The following is a 17,479-nucleotide window of genomic DNA, read 5'->3' as shown; positions in this document are numbered from 1 at the left end:
GTCCGGGGTCGCCGGGAAGGCCTCGGTGACCTGTTTCATCGGTCCGGTCGCTGCTCCGTCCGATCGCGTTACCACTGCGGCCTGCTCACGTTCTCGGCGAAGGCGGAGAACATGAGGTTGAAGCTGAGGCTCACCCGCTCGTGTTCGCTGCCGTTGGCGTCGACGGAGTGCTGCAGGTAGGACGGGAACATCAACAGCGTGCCGTTCGTGACGCTCACGACGACCTGGTCGGTATTCTCGGCGGTGAGTTCGACGACCGGCGGCCGGATGAGGGCGGTCTGGGGGCGCGGGTCGTGGAAGTTGATCGTGTCGGCGCCGGGCGATGTGCGCAGGTAATAGACGCCGCTCAGGAAGTTGTTCGGGTGCATGTGCATCGCGTGCGCGGCGCCCGGGGCGAGGATGTTGGCCCAGCAGCCGGTGATCTCGACGGCGTCGTAGCCGGTACGCAGGAATCGCAGCACGCTCTTCGCCACGCTGTCGATGCACGCGACAAGCTCCGCGAATTCCGCGCGGCGGTGCAGCGTCTGCACGGACTGCCAGCCCTGGCCGGGTGCGAGCGGCGCCGCGTCGCGCCGTAGCTCGTCCAGCACCGCCAGCAGCTTCACGCCCATCGGTTCGTGCAGCTCCGCTTTCAGCTGCACCTTCCACACCAGCGTGGCAAACATCGGAAAGACATCCGAGGCGCCCCAGCGGTTGATCTCTTGCACCATGACGCGACTTCCCTTCGAAGCCAATCGCAAGCATGCGGGGACACGTTTTCGGAGCGGCGTTGCCTGCGACGCCGTGACCGTGGATGGGCGAAGCGAGCCTGCCGCGCATGCCGACAGCGACCGGCGCACGAGCCCGCACGCCCCGAACCGCGCATCATTCGATCATGCGGTAGAACTCCCACCGCATTTCAATATAGATCCGCGCGAGCCTCGGGGCTGGCGCCGCGCATAGGGCGTGCGACAGACCGCACCCCTGCCCGGCCCCAGCCGGCGAAACCGGAACCGTGCCCGAATCTTCCCGAGCCACGACTCGGCGCCGCATGCGAACGGCTGCTAAGCTGTTCCGGACATATCCGGCGTTGTCCGGCAGGATCCCCGCATGAAGACCTTGCTGATCGTCTATCACTCCATGACCGGCGGCACGCTGCAGATGGCGCGCGCGGCCGCCGCCGGTGCCGCCGCGGACGGGGCCGTCGCGGTGCGGCTGCTGCATGCGAGCGAGGCCGGCGCCGACGACGTGGTGGCGGCGGACGGCTACATCTTCGCGACGCCGGAGAACCTCGCGGCCATTTCGGGCCAGATGAAGGACTTCTTCGATCGCACCTACTATGCGGCGCTGGACCGCATCAACGGCCGGCCCTACGCGACGCTCGTGTGCGCGGGCAGCGACGGCAGCAACGCGGTGCGGCAGATCGACCGCATCGCGACCGGTTGGCGGCTGAAGCCGGTCGCCCCGGCCTTGATCGTCTGCACCCATGCTCAGACGCCGGAGGAGATCCTGCGGGAAAAACACATCGAAGCGGCGGAACTCGACCACTGCAAGGAACTGGGCGCCGGGATCGCGGCCGGCCTGGCGCTGGGGATCTTCTGACCCCCCTCGGGCGACCGCAGGGCCGCAGCCGACGCGCGAGGTCCGCGTTTTCAGCAGAACCGGTGCGCTGGCGACGCCCGTGACGATAAGCGGCGATGCGGGGCCGTGCTTTCCACGCAAGCGGCGCCGCTACGGGACGACAGGTGGCGGCGTCAGTCCATCGTCGAAGTTGACGAGGCAGTTCAATCGGCCGCCGCACATCACCGCGTCGGCGAGCAGCGCGGCATCGTCGAGATATTCCGGCGGACTGTGCAGCGGGATGCGTACGAGCTGGCCGAGGAGAAGTCCCGGCTCCGCGGCGATGGTGCCCACGAGCGGCGGAAGCGGTCCGCGGGTCGGAAAGATGTCGGTCGCGGAGGAGGGTGCCGGTGATGGGTCCGCCACCGTCGTCGGCGCCGGCGCGGCGATCAGGCTGCAAAAGATCGACATCGAGCCGTTGTAGCGGCACGCCCACACGGTGTCGATGTCGCTCGCCGCGGCGGCGGCAAGCGAGGTCGCCGCGAAAAGCACGACGATCGCTCGAATCAAGCGTTTCAACTGAGTCTCCCGGTTGCCGCTTGTATTCTAGTAATTCTCCTGGCATGACCCGAGGAACTCCGACACGCTCGCGCGCGCTTTGCCGGAGGGAGCGGCGGCGGGAAGCCGGACGGCTCAGGCGGCCGCGCGCGAGCGCGCGCGGGCGAGGTAGTCGGCGAATTCTTCCGGCGGCATGGGGCGGCCGAAATGATAGCCCTGGGCTTCGTCGCAGTTCAGGCGGCGGAGCTGCTCGACCAGCTCTCCGCGCTCGACGCCTTCGGCGATCGTGCCGAGCCCGAGACCGTGTGCCATCTGCACGATGGCGCGCACCAGCGCGCAGCTGTCGGCGTTCGAGTCCATGTCGCGGACGAAGGACTGGTCGATCTTCAGCTTGTCGAAGGCGAAGCGCTTCAGGTAGGCGAGGTTGGAGTAGCCGGTGCCGAAATCGTCGATCGACAGCCGCAGTCCGAGCGCCTTGAGCCGCGTCACGGCCTGCGACACGGCGTCGACGTCGCCGATCAGGATGGATTCGGTCAGTTCGAGTTCGAGGAGCGCCGGATCGAGTCCGCTTTCGGCGAGGGCGTCCGCGACCGTGCGGACGAGGTCGCCGTGGCGGAACTGCACGACCGACAGGTTCACCGCGACCACGATGGGCGGCAGCCCCGCCTCCTGCCAGGCGGCGGCCTGACGGCAGGCTTCGCGCAGCACCCAGGCACCGATGGGCACGATGAGGCCGCTGTCTTCGGCGAGCGGAATGAAGCGCGCCGGCGACACGAGGCCCAGTTCCGGCTGTTGCCAGCGGATGAGGGCTTCGGCGCCGATGACGGCTCCGCTGCGCAGGTCGAGCTGCGGCTGGTAGTGCAGCCGCAGCTCCTTGCGCTCGATGGCGTTGTGCAGCTTGCCCAGCAGGCGCATGCGCTCCAGCGCGTCGGCCTGCATGCTGGCGTCGAAGAAGCGGTAGGTGTTGCGTCCGGCCGCCTTGGCGACGTAGGTCGCGGTATCGGCGTTCTTGAACAGCGTGTCGAAATCGCGCCCGTCGCGCGGGAACACCGAAATGCCGATCGAGACGGTGCTGACCAGCTCGTGCGCCTCGACGGCCACCGGGCGGGCGAACTCGACCAGCAACTGCCGCGCCAGCGCCGCAGGTACGGCATCGTCGTCGCCCCCCTCGACAAGGATCAGGAACTCGTCGCCGCCGAAACGGCAGCAGCCACGCTCGTCCGCCGCCAGCTGGCGCACGCGCGCGCCGATCTGGCGCAACAGCGCATCGCCGACGACGTGGCCGAGCGTGTCGTTGATCACCTTGAAGTTGTCGAGGTCGAGATAGACGAGCGCGCACGCACGCCCGTGCAGCGCGGCGCGTTGCAGCGCGCTGCGCACGTGCTGCTCGAACAGCAGCTTGTTCGGCAAGCCGGTGAGCTGGTCGTAGTGCGCCAGATGCTCGATGCGCGCCATCGACGCCTTGCGTTCGGTGATGTCGCGCACGAAGCAGAAACAGCACGGCTGCATCGTGTGGTTCACGTAATTGACGCTGACCTCGATGTCGCGGAGGCTTCCGTCGGCGCGCCGCCAGCGGCTGTCGAAGCGCGCCGACCCCGCCGCGGCGATGTCCTGCATGAAGGCCTGCAGCCGCGTCTCGTCGAATTCCGCCTCGACGTCGAGAATGCGCATCGCCAGCAGCCGCTCGCGCGGGTAGCCGCTCAGCTCGCAGGTCGCGTCATTCACCTCCAGGAAGCGGCCATCCGACGCGATCACGACGAGCGCGTCCATCGAGGTGCGGATCATCAGGCCGTAGCGCGCCTCGGCGAGGCGCAGTTCGGTGATGTCGGTGAAGATCGCGCCGGTGCCGGCGACCTTGCCCTCATCGTCGAACACCGGAAAGCGGACGGTCTCGAAGCTGCGCTCGGCCGCGACGCCGCGGATCGGCTCGACCATCACCAGCGGCGCGCCGCTCGCGCGCACCTGCCGGTCGTTGTGATCGAGCGCGCGCGCCGCGTCCTCGGACAGCAGGTCGAACACCGTCTTGCCGAGCACCGCGTCGCGCGATTGCCCGAAGAAGCGCTCGAACGCCCGGTTGACCAGGGTGTATCGCCCCTCGAGATCCTTCAGCAGGGTGATCGACGGCGAATTCTCGATGAACGCGGTGTTCAGCGCCTGGCTCGCGCGCAGCCGGGCCGTGCGCTCGGCGACCTCGGATTCGAGGTTGCGCTGGTGCTGGCGCAGTTCGCGGAACAGCAGGTTGAAAGGCTTGATCAGGCCGGTGACCAGCACGGCACGGTAGAGGAACCACGTCGATATGCCAAGAAGATAGTGCCCGATCTCGTTGGCCGCGCCGAAGACGCTCACGTAGCGGGTGAAGGCGAGCTCGCTGAGCGCGCCGAAGAGCAGCGACAACATCAGCAACCGGACGACGACATCGTCGAAACGGGCGCGCTCGCGGTACAGCACGGCCGCGGCCGCGACGAAGATGCCGACGATGACGTACTCGCTGACGACCTTGAACGGCGTGAGCCCCTGGTTCTCGACGAAGCAATCGGGGAAATAGCCGGCGAAGACGGCACCGGCGAGCAGCGTGCCGACGCTCGCATAGGCACCCGCGAGGATGCCCGGACGCATCCGGATGCGGAGCGTGAGCGCGGCAAACAGGAAGGAAGCGCTCTCGACGTAGCGGAACGCAATCCACAGCTGGGTGGGCAGGTTCGCGTTCTGTCCGGGAAATATCCCCAGCCCCTTGTAGGTCAGCGCATGCAGCAGTTCCAGCGCCGCGACGGTCAGCGACGAAATGCCGATGATGCGCAGGAAGTTGCTCGCGCTCCAGCGGCGCGTATGCCAGGCGAGGACGAACACCGCGCCCAGGACGATGACGCGGAGCATCTCGATGACGGTATGGAACAGCACGTAATCGTGCTTCGCCACCGCATGCAGCAGGCCGATCGCGAGCGCGAGCCCGAGCAGCTGCGGCAGACCCGGCAGGCGGTTGTCGCCGGGAGGAAGGGGAGCGTCTGGCCTCGGGCTGGTCACGGTCATGTACCGTCGGGTAATACCACTGATGATGCCGTGGAAATATGCACATCTTACCAGCCCGGCATCAGCCGCGAGCGTGCGCGGGCGCCGCTGCGGGCGTTCCCGCCCCGCCGGCCTGTCCGCGAAACGTCGCAGCCTTCGTCATGATTTCGCGAGGATTGACGCACCCCCCGCAGTCCGGGCTATAATCCGCGCCCTTTCGTGTTCTTCACCGACGGCCCCGCGCCGGCGCGGGAAGGCGACGAAGCCTTGGTGGTGAAATTGGTAGACACGCTATCTTGAGGGGGTAGTGTCGAAAGACGTGCGAGTTCGAGTCTCGCCCAAGGCACCATTCAGCAGTTCCAGGCAGTCCGATAGAGGCCAGAAAACCTAAGCAGCGCAAGGGTTCTGGCCTTTTTCATGTCCACGGCCGTCCGACGAATCCGGCGCCTCTCGGGGGCATGACTGGGGGCACCCGCCTTCTTCGCCGCGGCGATGCCCTCATCCCGTGCCGCTAGGCCACCGCGAACGCCTCCGCGACGGCGGCGCACACGATGCGCCCTTCATGGATGTTCACGCCGGCGGCAAGATGCGGGTCCGTCTCCGTCGCGCGTTGCCAGCCCTTGTCGGCGAGCGCGAGGACGAAGGGCAGGGTCGCGCTGTTGAGGGCGAAGGTCGATGTGCGCGCGACCGCGCCGGGCATGTTGGTCACGCAGTAATGCACGACGCCGTCGACGACGTAGGTCGGATCGGCGTGCGTCGTCGGATGGCTGCTCTCGAAGCAGCCGCCCTGGTCGATCGACACATCCACCAGCACCGAACCGGGCTGCATGCGCGCCAGCCACTCGCGCAGCACCAGCCGGGGCGCGCGCGCGCCGGGGACGAGCGCCGCGCCGATCGTGAGGTCGGCCTTCAGCACCAGCGATTCGATCGCCCCGCCGGTGGCATGGCGCGTGCGGATGCGGCCGGCGAAGAGTTCATCCAGCCGGCGCAGGCGGTCGAGCGAGGGATCCGCGACGGTGACGTCGGCACCCAGGCCGACGGCCATGCGCGCGGCGTTGTAGCCGACCACGCCGCCGCCGAGGATCGCGACGCGGGCGGGCGCGACGCCGGGCACGCCGCCGAGCAGCACGCCCGATCCGCCACGCGGCTTCTCGAGGCAGCTCGCGCCGGCCTGGATCGCCATGCGGCCGGCGACCTCGCTCATCGGCGCGAGCAGCGGCAGGCCGCCCGACGGGCTGGTGACCGTCTCGTACGCGATCGCGGTGGCCCCGGAGGCGAGCAGCAGGCGCGTCTGCTGCGGGTCCGCGGCGAGATGGAGATAGGTGAACAGCACCTGGCCGGGACGCAGCAGCGCGCATTCCTGCGGCTGCGGTTCCTTGACCTTGACGATCAGTTCGGCGCGGGAAAAGACTTCTTCCGCGGTGTCGGCGAGTTCGGCGCCCTCGGCGCGATAGTGCTCGTCGGGCAGGCCGATGGCGGCCCCCGCGCCTTTCTCCACCACCACCCGATGGCCGCGGGCGACGAGTTCGCGCACGCTGTGCGGCGTCGCGCCGACCCGGTATTCGTGCGTCTTGATTTCCTTCGGGATTCCGATGTGCATGATCGTGGGTCCGCTGGAAGGCAGGCATCCCGCCTGCGGGGTGCGGCGTCCATGATGAGCGCGCAGGCGCCCGCCTGTCCATGCTGCATCACAGCACGAATGTCCCTGCCCGATCCGGGTAAGTGTGGCAGTATTACGAAAGTGCTAAATGCGCGCGTCCTGAACGCGGCGGCACGGTGATCTGCGGATTTCCTTGCATACGATTGCCTGTTAGCCTGTTCCGGCTGCACGAACAATCCGACCACCAGCTGTCAGCGACAAAGATGACACTCCGGCAAGGTTTCGAACGCGTTTCGCCCACCGATATCCGCCTCGGCGAGCCTCTTCCCTACGCGGTGTATGACGGCTCCGGGATGCTGTTGCTGCAGGCCGGCTTCGTCATCAACACCGCGAAGCAGCGCGACGTGCTGATCGCGAACGGCTGTTTCATCAGCAACGAGGTCCCGCACGCGCAGCCGGCGCACCCGCCGCTGCCGCTGGCCGCAGTGAGCGAGGAGCACAGCTCGTTCGAGATGTTCGACCTGCTCAAGCTGCGCTTGAAGCGCACCTTCGACCTGTACAAGAGCGCCAGCCTGGGCGACGAGTTCGTGCCGCGCATCGAAGGCATCGCGCTGACGATCCAGGAGGCGTGCACGCACGACACCGACTCCGCGCTCGCCAACCTGCACCTCGACTACGACAGCTCGTACGCGGTGATCCACCACCTGCAGGCGGCGATGCTGTGCGAGCTGATCGGCAAGAAGCTGGGCGTGCCGGACGAGGCGCGCCTGCCGCTGATCAAGGCGGGCCTCACGCACGACATCGGCCTGCTCGACATCCAGGACGTGCTCGACCAGCAGCTCGCGCCGCTGACGCCGTTGCAGAAGGAGCGCATCAGGCGCCATCCGGTCGACAGCGAATCCATCCTGATGTCGCTGGGCGTGCGCGAGGCGACCTGGCTCGATCCGGTGCGTCATCACCATGAACGGCTCGACGGCAGCGGCTACCCCGACGGCAGTTCGGGCGACGCGATCAGCCTGCCGACGCGCGTGCTGGCGATCGCCGACATCTACAGCGCGATGGTGCGCGACCGGCCCTACCGCAAGGCGATGGTGTCCACCGAGGCGATGCGCAAGCTGATGCTGGAACAGGGCTCGGCCACCGACAACCGCCTGATCGGCATGATGATCAAGGAGATCGGCGTGTTCCCGCCCGGTGCGACGGTGCGGCTCGCGAACGGGGAAATCGCCGTCGTGAAGAAGCGCACGGCGAATACCGCGTGCCCGCTGGTATTTTCCTTCGTCCGGGCCGACGGCATGCCGATGCTTACGCCGATGCAGCACGATACCGCACGGGAAGATTGCCGCATCGAAGGCATGGTGCCGTTTTCCAGCCACCGCGGCGCCGTCGTGGTGCTGCGCGGCCTGTGGCACCGCCATTGAGGACGACACCGATGAACCGCTTCGAGTGGAAGGTCGAGTATTCGGTCGATGACGCCGAAATCGACCGGCAGCACGCGGAACTGATCGCGATCATCAACGAGCTGGCCGACCAGCTGTGCGGCGAGGGCCCGTCGGGCGGTGCGCGCAGCGTGTTCGACCATCTCGCGCATTACGTGACGACGCATTTCGCCTACGAAGAAGGGCGTCTCGCGCAGGCCGGCTACCCGGACGAGCGGATCGCCGAGCACCAGGTCGAGCACAACGCGATCCTGCGGCAGCTGCAGGGGTTCGAGCGTGTGTTCGAAAGCGGCGACGCCACGGCGCTGCAGGAGATGATGCCGTTCCTGTATGGCGAATGGCTCATTCATCACATCTGCGGCACCGACAAGGAATACGTGCCCTGGCTCACGGGCAGCCGCTGACGCGGGTTCCGGGCAGCGCCCAAAACGGGCACTGGCGCCGCGCCGTGAAATGCGCGCCATCATGACAATCCGATTGCACGGGGACTAGAATGGACCGGTGACCATCGCGCAGCTCCTATCGCCATGCTCCGCCTCCCCGATCGCTACTACTGGGTGCTTCCGCTCGGGGCATGGACGGTGCTTGTCGCGCTGTCGCTGGCGCTGATGCTGCACCATGGCGACAACGCCGCCTATGCGACGGCGCGCCAGCAGGGCCGCGACATCTTCCGCATGATCGAGGCAATGCGCCTGTGGAACTCGCGCGCCGGCGGCGTGCTCATGCGCCAGAGCGAAACGACCCCGCCGAACCCGTACCTGGAACTGCCCGAGCGCGATCCGGTGACGACCTCGGGCATCCCCCTCACCACCGTCAATCCTGCCTACATGACGCGCCAGATGGCCGGCATGATCGAGCAGGAAAGCGGCATCCGCATCCACATCACGAGCCTGCGCCCGATCAACCCCAACAATATCGCCGACCCGTGGGAGACGCAGGCGCTGCAGGCCTTCGAGCAGGCCGGCGAGAAGGAGCGCAGCGAGATCCTGGACGAGGGGGGCGGCCCGCTGATCCGCTACATGGCGCCGCTGTTCGTGCGCGAGGAATGCCTCAAGTGCCACCAGAAGCAGAACTACCGCGTCGGCGACGTGCGTGGCGGCATCAGCGTGTCGATCCCGGCGGCGGATTTCGTCGCGCGCGCCGAGGGGTCGCGCCGCCAGCTCCTCGTCACGCACGCGGCCGTGTGGGCATTCGTCGCGCTGATGCTGACGATCTACCTGCGCCAGTATCGCCTGCAGTGGGCCAGCCTCAAGACGCTCACGGCAACCCTCGAGGAGCGCGTGCAGGAGCGGACTGCGAGGCTGGAGAAGGAAACCGCGGCCCATCGCGCGAGCGAACTCGACGCACGGGCACACCACCAGCGCTTCCTCGACCTCGTGAACACCACCGACGGCATCGTGTGGGAGGCGGACGCGAACACCTTCGTCTTCACCTTCGTCAGCCGCAAGGCCGAGACCCTGCTCGGCTACCCGGTGCAGGACTGGGAGAAGCCGGGCTTCTGGGTCGGGCACCTGCACCCCGAGGATCGCGAATGGGCGTCGCAGTATTGCGCGGCGTGCACCGGCCGGCTCGAACCGCATCGCTTCGAATACCGCTTCATCGCCGCGGACGGCCGCATCGTGTGGCTGGAGGACATCGTCACGGTGGTCGCGGAAGACGGCCTGCCGAAGCTGCTGCGCGGCCTGATGGTCGATATCACGACGCGCCGCGAGGCCGAACTCGAAGTGCGCCACCTCACGCAGCGGCTGACGCTGGCGACGCGCGCGGCGCACATCGGCATCTGGGAATACGAGCCGGACACCGGCAAGGTCGTCTGGGACAGCACGATGCACGACCTCTTCGGTCTCGCGCCGAACGAGTTCCACGGCCGCATCGACGACATCACGGCCCTGATCCTGCCCGAGGACATCCCGCACGTCACCACGCTGCTCGACGAAACCCTGCGCACCGGCAGCGACTTCGTCACCACCTTCCGCATCCTGCGCCACGGCACCGAGATCCACCACATCGACGCCAACGCCGTCCTGGTGCCCGGCAACAGCCACAAGCCGGCGCGCCTCATCGGCGTCAATCGCGACGTCACCGAGCGCAAGCGCAACGAGCAGGAACTGCTGCGCCTGGCGACCACGGACGTGCTGACCGGCTGCTACAACCGCGGCTACCTGCAGCGCATGCTGGAGATGGAAATCGACCGCGCGCGGCGTCACGGCCACGCGCTGTCGCTGCTGATGTACGACCTCGACCACTTCAAGAACGTCAACGACACCTGGGGCCACGGCGTCGGCGACCAGGTGCTGGCGCGCAGCGCGGTCGTCGTGCGCGACACGATCCGCCGCACGGACACGCTGGCGCGCTGGGGCGGGGAAGAGTTCATGGTGCTGTGCCCGCACACCTCGGCGGCAGACGCCAGGGTGCTCGGCGAGCGCGTGCAGCAGGCCTTGCGCGAGCACCCGACGCCACCCGCCGGGGTCGTCACCGCGAGCGTCGGCGTCGTCACGCTGCGCCCCGAGGACGACGCCGACACCCTGCTGAAACGCGCCGACGACCTGATGTACCGCGCCAAGCAGGCCGGCCGCGACAACGTGTGCTGCGACGACTGCCCCTGAGCGCGCCCCCGCTCAGCCCAGGCCCGCGACGGCCCGGTACTGCGCGGCGGCGTCCACCAGCCATTCGCGGAAGGCCAGCAGCGACGCCGATTCGGCCTTGCGTTCGGGAATGATGAGGTAGTAGGCCCGGGCGCTGAGGTAGACGTGATCGCAGGGGATCACGAGGCGACCGCTGTCGAGCTCCTCACGGATCAGGAAAGGCGGGATCAGCGCCACCCCCATGTCCTGCATCGCCGCCTGCGCGAGCATCGAGAACAGCTCGTAGCGCGTGCCGGTCATGTCGTGCGCGACCTGAATTCCGAGCGAACCGAACCACTCGCGCCAGCCGTAGGGCCGCGTCGACTGCTGCAGCAGCGGCAGCGCGGCGATCTCGGCCGGCGTGAGCCTGGCGCGGCCCGCGAGCCGGCGCGGGCTGCACACCGGCGTCGGATTCTCGCGCATCAGGAAATGCGCCTCGGTGCCGGGCCAGCCGGCGTCGCCGAAATACAGCGCGGCGTCGAACTCGGTGTCGGCGAACAGGAAGGGCCGCGTGCGGTTGTTCATGTTCACGGTGACGTCGGGGTGCTGCGACAGGAATTCGCCCAGGCGCGGCAGCAGCCAGCGCGTCGCGAAGGTCGGCATCACCGCCAGCTCGATCGTCGCGCCGCGGCCGTGGTGGGCCATCAGCGACAGGGTGTCGCGCTCCATCGCGTCGAGGCGCGCACCGATCTGGCGGCTGTAGGACAGGCCCGCCTCGGTCAGCGTCACGCCGCGCTTGGTGCGGCGGAACAGGCGCAGCCCGAGGAAGTCTTCCAGCGACGCGATCTGGCGGCACACCGCGCTTTGCGTCAGCGCCAGCTCCTCGGCCGCGCGCGTGAAGCTCTCGTGCCGCGCGGCACGCTCGAACGCGAGCAGCGAGGCAGTGCTGGGGATCTTGCGGCGCATCGAAATCTCCCGAAAAGTGCGCAATCCGCATACGTAAGGCGGGATGGAATCCGGCCGCAGCGACGATTGAAAGGGACGATGGCCGGATTTCATCCTGCCCTACGGTATCTGCGCTGTTACCAAGTGCGTTTTACGCACAAGCTACCACGAATTTTTCGTTTGTCGCATGGTACTGCGCTGAACTAGAGTTCAGTCACCGACCAGAGCCGGGTGGTCCCGGCCCACGACCAAACGCCGCATTGAGGAGATTTCACATGGCAAGCAACCGCGTCACTTTCGACTGGGCCGACCCCCTGTATCTCGACAGCCAGCTCACCGAGACTGAGCGCCTGGTGCGCGACAGCGCCCGCGCCTACTGCCAGGAGCGTCTGCTGCCGCGCGTGCAGGAAGCCTTCCGCCACGAGAAGACCGACCCGGCGATCTTCCGCGAGATGGGCGAACTGGGCCTGCTCGGGCCGACCATCCCCGAGCAGTACGGCGGCGCCGGCATGAACTACGTCGCCTACGGCCTGATCGCGCGTGAAGTCGAGCGCGTCGATTCCGGCTACCGCTCGATGATGAGCGTGCAGTCCTCGCTCGTGATGGTGCCGATCAACGAATTCGGCACCGAAGCGCAGAAGCAGAAGTACCTGCCCAAGCTCGCGACCGGCGAATGGATCGGCTGCTTCGGCCTGACCGAGCCGAACCACGGCTCCGACCCCGGCAGCATGGTCACGCGCGCCAAGAAGGTGGACGGCGGCTACAGCCTGTCGGGCGCCAAGATGTGGATCACCAACAGCCCGATCGCCGACGTGTTCGTCGTGTGGGCGAAGGACGACGCCGGCGACATCCGCGGCTTCATCCTCGAGAAAGGCTGGAAGGGCCTGTCCGCTCCGGCGATCCACGGCAAGGTCGGCCTGCGTGCGTCGATCACCGGCGAGATCGTCATGGACGAAGTGTTCGTGCCGGAAGAGAACGCGTTCCCGACCGTGCGCGGCCTGAAGGGACCCTTCACCTGCCTGAACTCGGCGCGTTACGGCATCGCCTGGGGCGCACTCGGCGCCGCCGAAGCCTGCTACGAGACCGCGCGCCAGTACACGATGGACCGCAAGCAGTTCGGCCGCCCGCTCGCCGCCAACCAGCTGATCCAGAAGAAGCTCGCCGACATGCTCACCGAGATCACGCTGGGCCTGCAGGGCTGCCTGCGCCTGGGCCGCCTCAAGGACGAGGGCAACGCGCCGGTCGAGCTCACCTCGATCATGAAGCGCAACTCCTGCGGCAAGTCGCTCGACATCGCCCGCGTCGCCCGTGACATGCTCGGCGGCAACGGCATCTCGGACGAGTTCTGCATCGCGCGTCATCTGGTGAACCTCGAAGTGGTGAACACCTACGAAGGCACGCACGACATCCACGCGCTGATCCTCGGCCGCGCGATCACCGGCATCGCCGCGTTCGCGAACTGAGCATCGCCATGTCGGGGGCGCTGTCGCACATCCGCGTCCTCGACCTGTCGCGCATTCTGGCCGGCCCGTGGGCCGGCCAGATCCTCGCCGACCTCGGCGCCGACGTCATCAAGGTCGAGCGCCCGGGCGAAGGCGACGACACCCGTCACTGGGGTCCCCCCTTCCTCCAGGACGCGACCGGGCAGCACCCGCCGGTCGCGGCCTATTTCCTCGGCGCCAACCGCAACAAGCGCTCGATCGCCGTCGACATGACGCAGGCGGAAGGCCAGCGCCTGCTGCGCGAGCTCGCGACGCACTGCGACGTCGTGCTGGAGAACTTCAAGGTCGGCGGGCTGGCGCGCTACGGCCTCGACTACGCGTCGCTGAAAGCCGTCAATCCGCGCCTCGTGTATTGCTCGATCACCGGCTTCGGCCAGGACGGCCCCTACGCCGCGCGCGCCGGCTACGACTTCCTGATCCAGGGCATGGGCGGGCTGATGAGCCTCACCGGCCGCCCCGACGGTGAGCCCGGCGGCGGGCCGATGAAGGTCGGCGTCGCGCTCACCGACATCCTCACCGGCCTGTACGCCGCCAACGCCGTGCAGGCGGCGCTGGCGTGGCGCGAGAAGAGCGGCGAAGGGCAGCACATCGACCTCGCGCTGCTCGACGTGCAGGTCGCCTGCCTCGCCAACCAGGCGATGAACTACCTCACCACCGGCGTCGCCCCCGGGCGGCTCGGCAACGCGCATCCCAACATCGTCCCCTACCAGGACTTCCCCACCGACGACGGCTACATGATCCTCGCGATCGGCAACGACGGCCAGTTCGCGCGCTTCTGCGAGGCCGCGGGCGACCCCGCGCTCGCCGCCGACCCACGCTTCGCGAGCAACCAGGCGCGCGTGGAGCATCGCGCGACGCTGATCCCGCTGCTCAACAAGCTGACGATCCGGCGCACGACCGCGGACTGGATCGCGCGGCTCGAAGCCGCCGGCGTGCCCTGCGGGCCGATCAACACGCTCGCCGACGTCTTCGCCGACCCGCAGGTGCAGGCCCGCGGCCTGCGCGTCGAGCTGCAGCACCCGGCCCTCGGCAGCGTACCCCAGGTCGCGAACCCGATGCGCCTGTCGGCGACGCCGGTCGAATACCGCAGCGCACCGCCGCTCCTGGGCGAGCATACCGACGCCGTGCTGTCCGCGCTGCTCGGCCTGTCGGGCGCGGACATCGCCCGCCTGCGCGATACCGGAGTCATCTGACGCGGCACTCTGCCGCGCGCCTCCTTCCCGACGGTACAATCCCGCACAGACAGCCTGCCGGCGGGCCATCCGACACGGCACCAATGATTACTTCATCAATCCGGTCGACTTTGCGCGCGGCATCGAAGCGACCGAACGGATCGAGCAATACTGGTGTTTCCTGAACCCACTTCCGAACCGGCAGGCAGCCTGCGCGTCCTCTACGTCGAAGACACGCACGCCGACGCCGACCTCGCGCAACGCGTGCTCGCCGGCGCCGCGCCGGACATCGTGCTGGACGTCGTCCCCAGCGCCACGGCGGCGCGCGCACGGCTGGCCGACGTGCCGCCGCCCTACGAGCTGCTGCTGTCGGATCTCGCCCTGCCCGACGGCTCGGGCCTCGAACTGCTTGCCGAGGTGCGCCGCCAGCAGCTGCCGCTGGCGGTGGTGCTGCTCACCGGCGCGGGCGACCAGGTCGCGGCGATTGCGGCGCTCAAGGCCGGCGCGGACGGCTACCTGGTCAAGCACGGCGACTACCTTGCGCACCTGCCCGACGCGCTGCACGCCGCCTTCACGCGCTTTCACGAATTGCGGCGCGAGCGCGCCGCACTGCGCACCACCAGCGAACATCTCGCCTACCTGCTGTCGGCAAGCCCGGTCGTGCTGTACACGCTGCGCATGCACGATGGCAGCCTGTTGCCGCAGTGGGTCAGCGGCAACGTCGAGTCCATCATCGGCAGCCCCCTCGACGAGGTGCTCGCGCCGGGCTGGTGGCTCGCTCACCTGCACCCCGGCGACCGCAAGGCCGTGCTGGACGCGCAGGCCCGGCTGCTGCGCGACGGCCGGCTGGAGCACGAATACCGCTTCCTTGCCGACGACGGCCGCCTGCTCTGGCTGCACGACCAGCTGCGTGTCGTGCGCCGGGACGACGGCAGCCCCATCGAAGTGGTCGGCACCTGGACGGACATCACCGCGCACAAACGCGCGGAACTCCTCGAGGCCGCGCGCAGCTCGGTGCTCGACCGCCTGGTTGCCGGCGACGCCCTGCCGCTGATCCTGGAACAGGTCGTGCAGCGCCTCGAACAGCTCGAACCGGCGATGCGCGCCTCGATCCTGCTGCTCGACGAAGGCACCGGCCGCCTGACCCACGGCGCCGCCCCCAGCCTGCCGGACTACTATCGCGAGGCGGTCGAGCAGCTGCAGCCGATGGAAGGCATGGGTTCCTGCGGCACCGCGGCCATCCGCGGCGACGCGGTGATCGCCACCGACGTGATGTGCGACCCCAACTGGGCGCCGTTCCGCGACATCGCCGCGCGCGCGGGCATCCGCGCCTGCTGGTCCTACCCCTTCCGCGACGCCGACGGGAAAGTGCTCGGCACCTTCGCCGTGTATTTCGCCACGCCGCGCGCGCCGGATGGCGCACTGGAAGCGATCATCGACGAATTCACCGCGATCACGGCGCTAGCGGTGCAGAACGTGCGTGCCACCGATGCGCTGCGCCAGGCCGCCGCGGTGATCGAGAGCACGCGCGACGGCGTGATGATCACCGACCTCGAACGGCGCATCGTCAGCGTCAATCGCGCGTGGTGCGAAATGACCGGCTTCCCGCGCGAGGAGGCACTCGGCCGCGCGCCGCGCCTGCTGAAATCCGGCCTGCAGAACAACGCCTTCTACCACCGCATGTGGGGCCAGGTCATGCGCACCGGCTACTGGCAGGGCGAGCTCTGGAACCGCCGCCGCAACGGCGAGCTGTACCCGCAGTGGCTCAGCATCAGCACCGTGTACGACGACGATCGCCGGCCGACGCACTACGTCGGCGTGATGACGGACATCAGCCGCATCAAGCAGTCCGAGGCGCAGCTCGAGCACCTGGCGCATTACGATCCGCTCACCGACCTGCCCAACCGCCTGCTTGCGCAGTCGCGGCTGGAGCACGCGATCGAGCTCGCCGCGCGTCAGCGCAGCTGCATCGGGGTGCTGTTCATCGACCTCGACCGCTTCAAGACGATCAACGACAGCCTCGGCCACCGCGCCGGCGACGAAGCCCTGCTCGCCGCGTCGCAGCGCCTGAAGCGCTGCCTGCGCGAAGAGGACACGCTCGCACGCTGGGGCGGCGACGAGTTCCTGGTCGTGCTGGAAAACCTCGCCAAGCCGGACGAGGCCGCCCACACGGCGCAGACGCTGATCGACCAGCTGCGCGAGCCCCTGCACCTCGCCGACGGCCAGACCGTGTACCTCGGCGCGAGCATCGGCATCAGCGTGTACCCGCAGGACGCGCGGGCCGCCGCCCCGCTGATCCAGCAGGCCGACACCGCGCTGAACCAGGCCAAGGTGCAGGGGCGCAACATCTACCGCTTCTTCACCGAGGCGATGGGCCAGGCGGCGCAACGCCACCTGAACCTGGCGCGGCGGCTGCGCGAGGCGCTGGACCACGGCGGATTCGCCCTGCACTACCAGCCGCAGATCGACATCGCCAGCGGCCGCATCGCCGGTTGCGAAGCGCTGCTGCGCTGGAACGACCCCGAGGAAGGCCTGGTCCCGCCCGGGCGCTTCATCGCCTTCGCCGAGGAAAGCGGGCTGATCGTGCAGATCGGCGAATGGGCGCTGCGCACCGCGTGCCGCCAGGCGCGGCAGTGGGCCGACGCGGGCCTGCCGCCCCTGCACGTGTCGGTGAACCTGTCGGCGCGCCAGCTGTGGCAGGCCGACCTGCCCGAACGCATCGGCGCGATCCTCGAGGCCACCGGCCTGCCGCCGCAGTCGCTGGAACTCGAGCTCACCGAAAGCATGATCATGGGCCACGAGCCCCAGGCCGTCGAACAGCTCGGCCTGCTGCGCCGCATGGGCCTGCGGCTCGCGATCGACGACTTCGGCACCGGCTATTCGTCGCTGTCCTACCTGAAGAACCTGCCGATCGAAGTGCTCAAGATCGACCAGAGCTTCGTGCGCAACATCCCGCAGGACCGCAACGACCGGGAGATCGTCGCCGGCATCATCGCGCTCGCACGCAAGCTCAACCTCGCCGTGACCGCCGAAGGGGTCGAGACCCCGGCCCAGCTCGCCTTCCTCGCCGAGCAGGGCTGCGACAGCTATCAGGGCTACCTGTTCAGCCGGCCGCTGCCGGCGGCGGAATTCGAGAAGCTGCTGGCGCGCTGAC

Annotated in this window: 12 protein-coding genes and 1 tRNA gene; 8 read left to right on the top strand and 5 right to left on the bottom strand. The window is 68.4% G+C overall.

The window, feature by feature from the left end:
* Positions 1 to 68: 68 nt before the first annotated feature.
* A complete protein-coding gene (locus GPA22_RS02605) occupies positions 69 to 710 on the bottom strand; it encodes a 2OG-Fe(II) oxygenase family protein (RefSeq protein ID WP_169254538.1) in 642 nt (213 codons plus the stop codon).
* A gap of 379 nt (positions 711 to 1,089) precedes the next feature.
* On the opposite strand from GPA22_RS02605, the gene GPA22_RS02600 reads away from it, so the two are divergent.
* On the top strand, positions 1,090 to 1,581 hold the full coding sequence (locus GPA22_RS02600; protein WP_169254537.1) for a flavodoxin family protein: 492 nt from the start codon (positions 1,090 to 1,092) through the stop codon (positions 1,579 to 1,581).
* 129 nt (positions 1,582 to 1,710) lie between these two features.
* Here the strand turns inward: GPA22_RS02600 and GPA22_RS02595 are convergent, their stop codons facing one another.
* Together GPA22_RS02595 and GPA22_RS02590 are read right to left on the bottom strand one after the other, a co-directional pair.
* Positions 1,711 to 2,118, bottom strand: a complete 408-nt coding sequence (locus GPA22_RS02595) for a hypothetical protein (protein ID WP_169254536.1) — start codon at positions 2,116 to 2,118, stop codon at positions 1,711 to 1,713.
* Positions 2,119 to 2,232: 114 nt separating this feature from the next.
* The gene (locus tag GPA22_RS02590) at positions 2,233 to 5,124 is read right to left on the bottom strand and encodes a bifunctional diguanylate cyclase/phosphodiesterase (protein ID WP_169254535.1); all 2,892 of its coding nucleotides are present in this window, start codon (positions 5,122 to 5,124) and stop codon (positions 2,233 to 2,235) included.
* A gap of 243 nt (positions 5,125 to 5,367) precedes the next feature.
* Here GPA22_RS02590 and GPA22_RS02585 point away from each other — a divergent pair.
* Positions 5,368 to 5,452: transfer RNA gene (locus tag GPA22_RS02585), tRNA-Leu, on the top strand.
* 162 nt (positions 5,453 to 5,614) lie between these two features.
* Here GPA22_RS02585 and ald read toward each other — a convergent pair.
* Positions 5,615 to 6,703, bottom strand: a complete 1,089-nt coding sequence (ald, locus tag GPA22_RS02580; protein WP_169254534.1) for an alanine dehydrogenase — start codon at positions 6,701 to 6,703, stop codon at positions 5,615 to 5,617.
* Positions 6,704 to 6,966: 263 nt separating this feature from the next.
* On the opposite strand from ald, the gene GPA22_RS02575 reads away from it, so the two are divergent.
* From GPA22_RS02575 to GPA22_RS02565, 3 genes are all read left to right on the top strand, one after another.
* Entirely contained in the window at positions 6,967 to 8,124 is a 1,158-nt protein-coding gene (locus tag GPA22_RS02575) for an HD-GYP domain-containing protein (RefSeq protein WP_169254533.1), read from the top strand.
* 11 nt (positions 8,125 to 8,135) lie between these two features.
* A complete protein-coding gene (locus GPA22_RS02570) occupies positions 8,136 to 8,546 on the top strand; it encodes a bacteriohemerythrin (RefSeq protein ID WP_169254532.1) in 411 nt (136 codons plus the stop codon).
* 123 nt (positions 8,547 to 8,669) lie between these two features.
* Positions 8,670 to 10,748 carry a diguanylate cyclase gene (locus tag GPA22_RS02565; protein WP_169254531.1) on the top strand — a complete coding sequence of 693 codons (2,079 nt, stop codon included), beginning with the start codon at positions 8,670 to 8,672 and terminating at the stop codon, positions 10,746 to 10,748.
* A gap of 12 nt (positions 10,749 to 10,760) precedes the next feature.
* Here GPA22_RS02565 and GPA22_RS02560 read toward each other — a convergent pair whose 3' ends face one another.
* Positions 10,761 to 11,672: a LysR family transcriptional regulator gene (locus GPA22_RS02560; RefSeq protein ID WP_169254530.1), complete on the bottom strand. Its 912-nt coding sequence runs from the start codon at positions 11,670 to 11,672 to the stop codon at positions 10,761 to 10,763.
* A 254-nt stretch (positions 11,673 to 11,926) separates the two neighbouring features.
* Here GPA22_RS02560 and GPA22_RS02555 point away from each other — a divergent pair, with 254 nt between their 5' ends.
* The 3 genes from GPA22_RS02555 (at position 11,927) to GPA22_RS02545 (ending at position 17,478) form a co-directional block, all read left to right on the top strand.
* Complete coding sequence (locus GPA22_RS02555) at positions 11,927 to 13,114, top strand: acyl-CoA dehydrogenase (protein WP_121426766.1); 1,188 nt, start codon at positions 11,927 to 11,929, stop codon at positions 13,112 to 13,114.
* Positions 13,115 to 13,122: 8 nt separating this feature from the next.
* Positions 13,123 to 14,346 carry a CaiB/BaiF CoA transferase family protein gene (locus GPA22_RS02550; RefSeq protein ID WP_169254529.1) on the top strand — a complete coding sequence of 408 codons (1,224 nt, stop codon included), beginning with the start codon at positions 13,123 to 13,125 and terminating at the stop codon, positions 14,344 to 14,346.
* Between the two features lie 153 nt (positions 14,347 to 14,499).
* Positions 14,500 to 17,478 (top strand): EAL domain-containing protein, encoded by a 2,979-nt coding sequence (locus GPA22_RS02545; protein ID WP_343035932.1) that lies wholly within the window; start codon positions 14,500 to 14,502, stop codon positions 17,476 to 17,478.
* The last annotated feature ends 1 nt before the right edge of the window (position 17,479 follow it).

Source organism: Aromatoleum toluvorans, from assembly GCF_012910905.1.
GTDB lineage: Bacteria > Pseudomonadota > Gammaproteobacteria > Burkholderiales > Rhodocyclaceae > Aromatoleum > Aromatoleum toluvorans.
The sequence above is the reverse complement of the archived record's forward strand: the minus strand, read 5'-3'. Positions and strand labels throughout refer to the sequence as shown.

Coding starts and splice junctions, on each gene's coding strand:
- GPA22_RS02565 (WP_169254531.1), top strand. CDS start 8,670: ATGCTCCGCCTCCCCGATCGCTACTACTGGGTGCTTCCGCTCGGGGCA.
- GPA22_RS02605 (WP_169254538.1), bottom strand. CDS start 710: ATGGTGCAAGAGATCAACCGCTGGGGCGCCTCGGATGTCTTTCCGATG.
- GPA22_RS02550 (WP_169254529.1), top strand. CDS start 13,123: ATGTCGGGGGCGCTGTCGCACATCCGCGTCCTCGACCTGTCGCGCATT.
- GPA22_RS02560 (WP_169254530.1), bottom strand. CDS start 11,672: ATGCGCCGCAAGATCCCCAGCACTGCCTCGCTGCTCGCGTTCGAGCGT.
- GPA22_RS02555 (WP_121426766.1), top strand. CDS start 11,927: ATGGCAAGCAACCGCGTCACTTTCGACTGGGCCGACCCCCTGTATCTC.
- GPA22_RS02570 (WP_169254532.1), top strand. CDS start 8,136: ATGAACCGCTTCGAGTGGAAGGTCGAGTATTCGGTCGATGACGCCGAA.
- GPA22_RS02590 (WP_169254535.1), bottom strand. CDS start 5,124: ATGACCGTGACCAGCCCGAGGCCAGACGCTCCCCTTCCTCCCGGCGAC.
- GPA22_RS02600 (WP_169254537.1), top strand. CDS start 1,090: ATGAAGACCTTGCTGATCGTCTATCACTCCATGACCGGCGGCACGCTG.
- GPA22_RS02575 (WP_169254533.1), top strand. CDS start 6,967: ATGACACTCCGGCAAGGTTTCGAACGCGTTTCGCCCACCGATATCCGC.
- ald (WP_169254534.1), bottom strand. CDS start 6,703: ATGCACATCGGAATCCCGAAGGAAATCAAGACGCACGAATACCGGGTC.